This window comes from Flammeovirga aprica JL-4, assembly GCF_012844305.1.
GTDB classification, from domain to species: domain Bacteria; phylum Bacteroidota; class Bacteroidia; order Cytophagales; family Flammeovirgaceae; genus Flammeovirga; species Flammeovirga aprica.
Genome location: NZ_JABANE010000187.1, coordinates 1 through 8,464 on the forward strand (window position 1 = coordinate 1; position 8,464 = coordinate 8,464).

Sequence of the window (8,464 nt, forward strand, 5' to 3'; positions counted from 1 at the left end):
ATACCCACCTACAGCAAACTCATCTACTTCAACATACCCCTTCAAAGGATGCTGTAAACTACTTTGCATAGAATATTGTACTTTACGTCTGAAATTTAAACAGCTTTGATAACTCAAGGACAGTTTCTCACTTAAAGTTAAAGTGGACATGCCTTTCTTATCACAACTAACTTTAAATATGAATTCAAAAGCAGTTAGAATTGAAAATTTCAGCTTATGAAATAGGGTATGAGCTGTAACAGACTCATCATATTTACACTTTTGACAACGTCTAGAATGCAACTTTTTACCTTTCATATATTTTGTATGTTCACATTTCCTACATTTGTAATGATCACTCCACTTTAGTGTCGATAAATATTCAAGACAATCTTCTTCTTTTTGAAATGTTGAATAAAATGTTCTATCGTCAAAACCTTCAAAATTGATCATAATACATCTGGTTGTTTGGTTACTTTTACACTAATGTAAATCAGTTAACCGTAACAGAAGTACGTTTTACTATTTAGGGCGATCTAAGTTTAGATACCTAAAAATTTATACACGAGATGAATATGATTCATATGCTTTTGTTGTATTTATATTAATTTCGATTTCAATTGAAATTATCTTTCGTAGACCTATAGAAATAATATCGGTATCGATTCCTGGTTACGATTCTAAACTAGAAGTTCGAATAGCTGATATATTTAGTATAAATGGAGCTACAATGATTAGTTCTAATACTACTTTTGAGGCTGATGTTTCGGGAGGCAAAATTGCTGTGGATAGTCTTCAAGGTCAATTTACAGCTAAATATTATACAGGGAACCAAAATAAACTTATAAATGATATTGAAAATAATTTAAATGAGCTATCATTATCATCACCTTACCCTATGGGTACTACAATACCAATAAATACACATGGAAGAACATTTTACTTTACATCTATGGCAAGTATTGGTGAAAATGGAAATGCTTCTGCCACATTACCAGATATTGAAATGGCTTTGGATGGATTATGGAGCTATGTACGTGAAAAAGGAGAGTTACAAGAGCTAGTTGTTCCGGTTTTGGGTACGGGAAGAGGTAGATTGAAAGTTAAAAGGAAAAAAATGATAGCAATTATTGCAGAGTCGTTTATTAATGCATCTCGTGATGGTAAATTTACTGAGAAATTGATTATTACAATTCGTCCCGAAGATGCAGATAACTTTGAAATAAATCTTTACGAAATAAAAGACCATTTAAATCATGTGTTAAAATAAATCATTAGACTCTGATTTGGTCACTATTAATCATCGTTCAATAAATATATGAAACCACTTATACTTGAATTTAAAGAGGAACCTAATTTTTTAGAATATGATGCAAAACACATAGAATATTCTAAAGAAAAGAATTTAACAGTATTAAAAAAGACAAAGAAATCTGCAATCTCTTATTTGGGAATGGAAACAGAAACATTTACAAAATCAATAGGAGAGCCAAGTGATTGTGATAACGATTTAAGAAACGAACTTAAAATAATGATGGGAACAGAGACAGAAACAAGGGTATTATCAGAAACTTCAGACTCAGATACGAACCTTGAATGTTTAAGGTTTTCTCAATTGAAATGAAATAGAATGTTTCAACCAAACTTTAATTAATTTTGATTTTAATTATTACACATAAACAAGACTATACTAGTGATTTCGTAATAGATAAACTCAATCACCGAAACATTGATTACTATAGGTTCAATTGCGAAGATATTGATGACAGTGATTATACATTGAGTTTAGAAAATGGTAATGTTGAATTTCAATTACATGGTATTAAAGATGTTCATGCTGTATGGTTTCGAAGAACTAAACTGCCAGACATAGATATTGATAATCAATCTGAGAAACTATTCATTTTAAATGACTACGATACATTATTACAAAATATGTATCACTTGATTCCAACAAAAAAATGGCTAAGCTTCCCTTCAGATGTATATTTAGCAGAAAATAAACTTTATCAATTAAAAATTGCTAATCAAATAGGATTTAATATTCCGAAATCAGTTGTAACAAATAGTAAGGATAGATTACGTAAACTTTCATATCAAAATGGTTCTCTAATAATAAAGCCCATTAGTAACGGAAGAATAAAGTACGGAGAAGAAATTAAAAATATCTTTACTAATAAAATTGAGAAACAATATTTTGATAATTTGGGAGAGTTTACGCTTACACCATCAATAATTCAACCTTATATAGAAAAAGATATTGAACTTCGAATTACAGTGGTTAATAAAGCGGTATTCTCTGCACAAGTTGATTCTCAAAGTAATGAATTAACTAAAGTTGATTGGAGAAAAGAAAAACTAAAATTTAAGAAGTATGATTTACCTGTTGAGGTTGAAGAAAAGTGCATTCGATTATTAGAACTATTAAATATTTCTTTTGGAGCAATTGATTTAATTAAGCAACCTAATGGAGAGTATATTTTTTTGGAGATTAATCCAAATGGGCAGTGGGCATGGATTGAAATGGATACAGGGCTTAATATATCAGATGAAATAATCAACTTTTTAACATCATGAACTTCATAAAAAAATATTTTGAACACATAGGTTTAACGAAAGAAGATATTGAATCTAAAGAGATAAAACAGTATAAAATAAATGGAGATGGTATTAGTTTAGTTATTAGATATTTAGATTACCTAAAGGAACAGCATAAACATCAGCAAGAAAGACAAACCACAATTGAGAATAAGAATTCTCAGTTAGTTGGTCAAGCAGGAGTAATAATATCTATTTTCACGCTTTTTATTCCGCTATTGATTGATAAGTTAATGGATCTGTCATTGATGGTTTTAATACTATTAATTTTAGGTTTTGTAATAATTATGTTTCATTATTTATTGACAATTTTTCATTCAACTAAAACCTTAGGAATCAATAAGTATAAATATGCTACAAGAACTACAAAAACGGTGACTGGCTCAGGACGAAAAACAGATGAACTCAGTTTTCTAGAGCAAGAAATTAACGATCTCATCTATATTATTGATACTAACTCTGTTCAAGATAACAGAAAAGCCTCGAATTTAATCTATGCTACTCGAAGCTTTAGAATTGCAAGTTTTAGTTTTGTTATTTTTACTCTATTTATTATTGGTATTAGCTTTTTCATTAGTTCTAAACCTCATGCAATAGATATTAAATCTATAGATTCATCTATATACACTAAATCCCATAAATTGATTCAAGAACAACAAATAGATTATCATTCAGAAATAAAAGAGATGTCTAATAAAGTTAGTCGCTTAGAAAATAAACTATTTGTAATGGATTCAATGTATAAGAAAATACTAACTGAAAGTATCAATGATTCTATAAATGTTAAATAGTTGTTTTGTCGAGGTAAAAAAGATAACTACTCTATATCGCAAGTGTTAAGCCGATAGGCACCACTTGTGATGAGCAGTTCCAAGTGTCGCTATCGCTTAACACTTGAAACAGTGGATTTTGTAATAGTTTGAAATCTTAATCTGATGTTATTGAAATCTTTCCAAAACAACTCACCACAATCCCCCCTTCATTTACAATCCCAGGCATAGCCGTACTCGAATACGCAAACCTAACCCATTCTGGATTTTCGATAGGAGAGACCAGAATGATTTGATCATTTTCGATACGAGTTTCTGTAGCAAATTTGGAAGTGTTGGCGTTGCCGACTTCAAAATGTTGGATATCTGAAGAGGTGAAATGAAGGCCTTTGCCGTGTTTGAAAGTGATATGAATGTGGCCGTTGTAATCCGTGAAGATGCGGTCAACGGTGGGCGAGAATACATCTTTAGTGATCAACCCGTAGGTGTCTTTTAGAGCGATCTTGGCAAGACGTTGGCCGACGGGCTTTTTGTTGGTGGGGTGGATGTCGTCAAGGTTGGCAAGGTCGGAGATGACGAGCATTTTGGCATTGTCGATGATTTCTGAAGCTCTTCTTTGTTCGTTACGCAGTTGACCGGCGTTGATATGGGAGGCGTATTTGTAGGGCGCAATCTGTACAAAATACAATGGGAGCTGACGGTCAAATTGTTTCCTCCAGGTTTGGGCAAGGAGTTGTAATTTTTCGGCGTACAGTTCAGGATATTCTACATTGGCTTCGCCTTGGTACCAAAGAAGACCGCTGATGGTGAAATCTTTGAAAGGAGCAACCATTCCATTGTATAAAAGTCCTTGTTGGACGGGGCCCCAAGGATTGGGTTTGTGTTTTTGTGAAGAAGTCCAAAGGTCTTGTTCTTGTTGTAAGGCGTCTTTCGGAATCCATGTTTCTATGGGTGTTCCTCCCCAAGAAGTGGTGATAACACCGATGGGCACCATTAAAGTATCTTTTAGTTTTGTGGCAAAGTAATAGGAAACGGTGCTGACGTAAGGCATGGTTTTAGGCGTCATCGTGAGCCATTCACCTTTTACTTTGGTGTCTTTTTGGTCGGAGTCATTTCTTTCTGCTTTAAAAATGCGAACAAAAGGCTGATGGGCATTTTTGATTTCTTTACTGTCGTTTTTCAGTCCGGCAGAAGCGGTCCATTCCATATTGGACTGTCCTGAAGCCAGCCAAACTTCACCAATTAAAATATCTTTGAGCGTGATCTTGTTTTTTCCTTCTAGCGTAATTTGTTGGGGATCAAAACTGCCTTTTGGTGTGGGTAGTTTTAGGGTCCAAAATCCTTCTTTGTTGGATTGGGTTTGTAGTTGTGCTCCCCAAGTGCTGGTGAGTTGAATGTTGGTATTGGGTTTTTCCCATCCGAAGATATTGACGGTATCGGATTGTTGTAGGATCATTCCGTCAGAAAAAAAGGAGGGGAGTTCTAGGGCGTAGGCGCCTTGGAATGTGAGTTGGAGGAGGAGAAGGAGTAGGTATTTTTTCATTGGAGTAGTTTGATTTAATGTTTGTTGTTTTTTAGAAGTCGGAGACTTCTTATGATCCTTAAAGCACAAATGACGCTGTCGCTTAACATTTGCGCTAGGGGGGGGGACTGCCTCAATGGCGCGAATGTTAAACGATAGTGTCATTCGTGTTTCGTGCACCATAGTTAAAACTATGGGCAGGTGATACAACAACCTCATCAAGATTAAAATCTTGAGGGTTGATTACGTAAATAACACTTCAGTGTTATTGGAGTCTGTATCACCTGCCCATGACTTTAGTCGTGGTGCACGAAATATTGGCGTCCCTGATTGTAGTTCAGCCGGTGGCCCGTAGACCCATAATTTCAATTATGAGTGAATGATGAAGGACGTTATTTCACGATCATTCGCTTCGAAATCACTTTTCGATCTACTTCCATAACATAAATATATACGCCGGCAGTAAGACCTTCTGCATTAAATATAATGGCATTTTTTCCACTTTTAAAGTGACGTTCAGCTAATTCTTTTACAAGCGTACCAGATTGATGATATACTTTGATAGAAACAAATGAAGCTTGCTTTAATGTGAAGCTAATGTTTGTGATGTCTACAACAGGGTTAGGGTAGTTTTGGTCTAAAGAGAAGTGAGCTTGTTCTACATCAACACTTGTAGGTATTTCTCCTTCATTCCCGTCACCTTCATTCCCGTCACCTTCGTTTCCGTCACCTTCGTTTCCGTCACCTTCATTTCCGTCTCCTTCATTTCCATCACCTTCGTTTCCGTCTCCTTCATTTCCGTTACCATCACCTTCATTCCCGTCACCTTCGTTACCATCACCTTCATTCCCATCACCTTCGTTCCCATCACCTTCGTTTCCGTCTCCTTCATTCCCATCACCTTCGTTCCCATCACCTTCGTTTCCGTCTCCTTCATTCCCATCACCTTCATTACCATCACCCTCGTTACCATCACCTTCGTTACCATCACCTTCATTTTCAAAAGTGATCAGTTCTAACATTTTCGTAGCATATCTTCTACCCAATGTTTCTGCTCCGGCTCTGTCGAAGTGTACATTATCTTCCGATACAGATACACCTTCAGAAGAAATGATATGAGCATTGTCGATGTAGTTTGGAAGTGTGGCGATGATTTGATTCATCTCTGTATAAGTCACCGTTGATAGCTGTCCAGAAAGTAGAGGTACTTTTTCTGTATTCAACCCAATGTCTGTGATTAAGTCATTGTAGATTTTTGTGACATAGTTAGGCCATTCTGCATTGCCTGCGTTGGCTTCACCTTGATGTAATAAAATGCCTTCAATTGTACCGCTTTTCTGTGCTAGTTTCGCCAAGTTGACCAAATGTTGGTAAGGGTTGTTGCCATAGCCAGCTACTTTTTCCTTAAACCATTCTTCAGGGTTTGTATTCAAGAAGTTTTGGTATTGGTCTTTGTCAAAAATACGGATGTCTGTGCCACCAATTGCCACATTGATGATACCCACTGTGTGTCCCTCTGGAAGTTCATCTAACATACCTGCTCCAAAACCATCTACTACAGAATACTGCGTGTAACATTGGCAAGAAGGAGCGAAGAGGTCGTACCACATTTCCTTCTGACGGTTGAGGTTGTCGCAATCAATAGATTGGAAGACTTTCAAACGGCTGTCAGTTTGGTAATCTACGCTTGGGTCAATAGGTGCAGAACCTTCCATGTTGGATTGTCCGAAGGCTAAGAAAATATGGAACTTTTCATCAAACTCGATGTCCGCTCCGGCAGGGTTTTCAAGGTTGATCACACCGTTAGCGTAGGCTTGATGCTCAGGGTCTGGCAGGGATTGGATTCTAGGAATATAAACTGTATTGCTTTTTAGGGTCACACCGTCTTTGCCATTTTCATATCTATAACTTGTGTTTTCTGCAGACAGTGTTGTGATGTAAATATTCTCCTTTGTACCTGCTTCTTCTAAAAATACGTTGGTGCCTTCAGTCGCTAAAGGATCGTTGGTCCAGTGAAGCGTAAATCCATCGGCAGTGATGTTAGTAAAATAAAGATTTTGGGGTGCTTTGACTACTTCAGGTTCTGGCTCCGGTTCTGGGAAAGGTACATTTTGTACATCACCATAAACTCCAAAGTTGTCGATCAGCCAAGTTTTGTCGCTTGTGAGGTCGTTGATATTAAAACTCATCACAATTTTGTTGTAAACCGCATCTGTCGGAACATTATTGACATTCAATGGGACCTTGATGGTTTGCCAACCTTCCTGTACTTGAATCTCTTGGTAAGTTTCCGGTTGAGTATCGCCTGTCGTGGCATCGTCTTCTTTTTCCAACTTTAAGAACACATTGCCTGTTACAGGAGCATGGATCATAAATTCAATATGCTCAAGGCCATCTATCACAATTTGATTTTCTACTTCAAGAATCAACATTCTATTCCACCACTCACCATCTGTAGGTGCATTGGTAATTGAAATAACTTTATCGGATCCATTTTGCTCATTTTTTAATGGGTTATCTACAATAGAAGCTACAGTGCCAGAAGCGGAAACTTTTACATCTTCTCCTTCAAAATCTGTCACTTTATTACGCTCCACAATCACAGGGAAAGGTACGTTTTGAATATCACCATATACTGCAAAGTTGTCAACCAACCAAGTGTTTTCAGCAGTAAGATCATTGATATTAAAACTCATCATAATTTTACTGTAGACTGCCCCTTCAGGAACATTATTCAGGTCCAATGCGGTTTTAATCGTCTGCCATCCTTCTTGTACTTGAATCTCTTGGTAAGTTTCTGGTTGCTTATCTCCAGTAGTACCATCGTCTTCTTTTTCAAGTTTAATAAAAACAGATCCAGTGGCAGGAGCATTGACATTGAATTCAATATGTTCAAACCCGTCAATTACAATTTGATTTTCCACTTCAAGAACCAGCATTCTATCCCACCAATTACCATCAGTCGCAGAGTTGGTAAAAGAGAGTACTTTCTCCGAGTTATTTTGCTCGTTTTTTAAAGGATTATCAATGATGGAAGCAGAGGCGCCAGAAGCATTAAATTTATAGGTATCTAAACTTAGATCGCCCTAAATAGTAAAACGTACTTCTGTTACGGTTAACTGATTTACATTAGTGTAAAAGTAACCAAACAACCAGATGTATTATGATCAATTTTGAAGGTTTTGACGATAGAACATTTTATTCAACATTTCAAAAAGAAGAAGATTGTCTTGAATATTTATCGACACTAAAGTGGAGTGATCATTACAAATGTAGGAAATGTGAACATACAAAATATATGAAAGGTAAAAAGTTGCATTCTAGACGTTGTCAAAAGTGTAAATATGATGAGTCTGTTACAGCTCATACCCTATTTCATAAGCTGAAATTTTCAATTCTAACTGCTTTTGAATTCATATTTAAAGTTAGTTGTGATAAGAAAGGCATGTCCACTTTAACTTTAAGTGAGAAACTGTCCTTGAGTTATCAAAGCTGTTTAAATTTCAGACGTAAAGTACAATATTCTATGCAAAGTAGTTTACAGCATCCTTTGAAGGGGTATGTTGAAGTAGATGAGTTTGCTGTAGGTGGGTAT

At 36.0% G+C, this 8,464-nt stretch carries 8 protein-coding genes; 5 read left to right on the top strand and 3 right to left on the bottom strand.

The genetic code is table 11. The annotated features are described in order from the left end of the window. Positions 1-432 (bottom strand): transposase (locus HHU12_RS32115; RefSeq protein WP_169656040.1); only part of this gene is annotated, 432 nt, incomplete at its 3' end. A gap of 244 nt (positions 433-676) precedes the next feature. Here HHU12_RS32115 and HHU12_RS32120 point away from each other — a divergent pair. From HHU12_RS32120 to HHU12_RS32135, 4 genes are read left to right on the top strand one after another with little or no spacing between them, the layout of a single operon-like run. Next, positions 677-1,249 carry a macro domain-containing protein gene (locus HHU12_RS32120; RefSeq protein ID WP_317170563.1) on the top strand — a complete coding sequence of 191 codons (573 nt, stop codon included), beginning with the start codon at positions 677-679 and terminating at the stop codon, positions 1,247-1,249. A gap of 48 nt (positions 1,250-1,297) precedes the next feature. Then, positions 1,298-1,603, top strand: a complete 306-nt coding sequence (locus tag HHU12_RS32125) for a hypothetical protein (RefSeq protein ID WP_169660836.1) — start codon at positions 1,298-1,300, stop codon at positions 1,601-1,603. A 32-nt stretch (positions 1,604-1,635) separates the two neighbouring features. After that, positions 1,636-2,556: an MvdC/MvdD family ATP grasp protein gene (locus HHU12_RS32130; RefSeq protein WP_169660837.1), complete on the top strand. Its 921-nt coding sequence runs from the start codon at positions 1,636-1,638 to the stop codon at positions 2,554-2,556. Further along, the gene (locus tag HHU12_RS32135; protein WP_169660838.1) at positions 2,553-3,368 is read left to right on the top strand and encodes a hypothetical protein; all 816 of its coding nucleotides are present in this window, start codon (positions 2,553-2,555) and stop codon (positions 3,366-3,368) included. The genes HHU12_RS32130 and HHU12_RS32135 overlap by 4 nt, the downstream gene beginning before the upstream one ends. Positions 3,369-3,504: 136 nt before the next feature. Here HHU12_RS32135 and HHU12_RS32140 read toward each other — a convergent pair whose 3' ends face one another. Together HHU12_RS32140 and HHU12_RS35490 are read right to left on the bottom strand one after the other, a co-directional pair. After that, positions 3,505-4,890 carry a sialate O-acetylesterase gene (locus tag HHU12_RS32140; RefSeq protein WP_169660839.1) on the bottom strand — a complete coding sequence of 462 codons (1,386 nt, stop codon included), beginning with the start codon at positions 4,888-4,890 and terminating at the stop codon, positions 3,505-3,507. Between the two features lie 371 nt (positions 4,891-5,261). Then, a complete protein-coding gene (locus HHU12_RS35490; RefSeq protein WP_169660840.1) occupies positions 5,262-7,793 on the bottom strand; it encodes a sialate O-acetylesterase in 2,532 nt (843 codons plus the stop codon). Between the two features lie 239 nt (positions 7,794-8,032). Here HHU12_RS35490 and HHU12_RS32150 point away from each other — a divergent pair. After that, on the top strand, positions 8,033-8,464 hold a 432-nt coding region (locus HHU12_RS32150; protein ID WP_169656040.1), incomplete at its 3' end, for a transposase.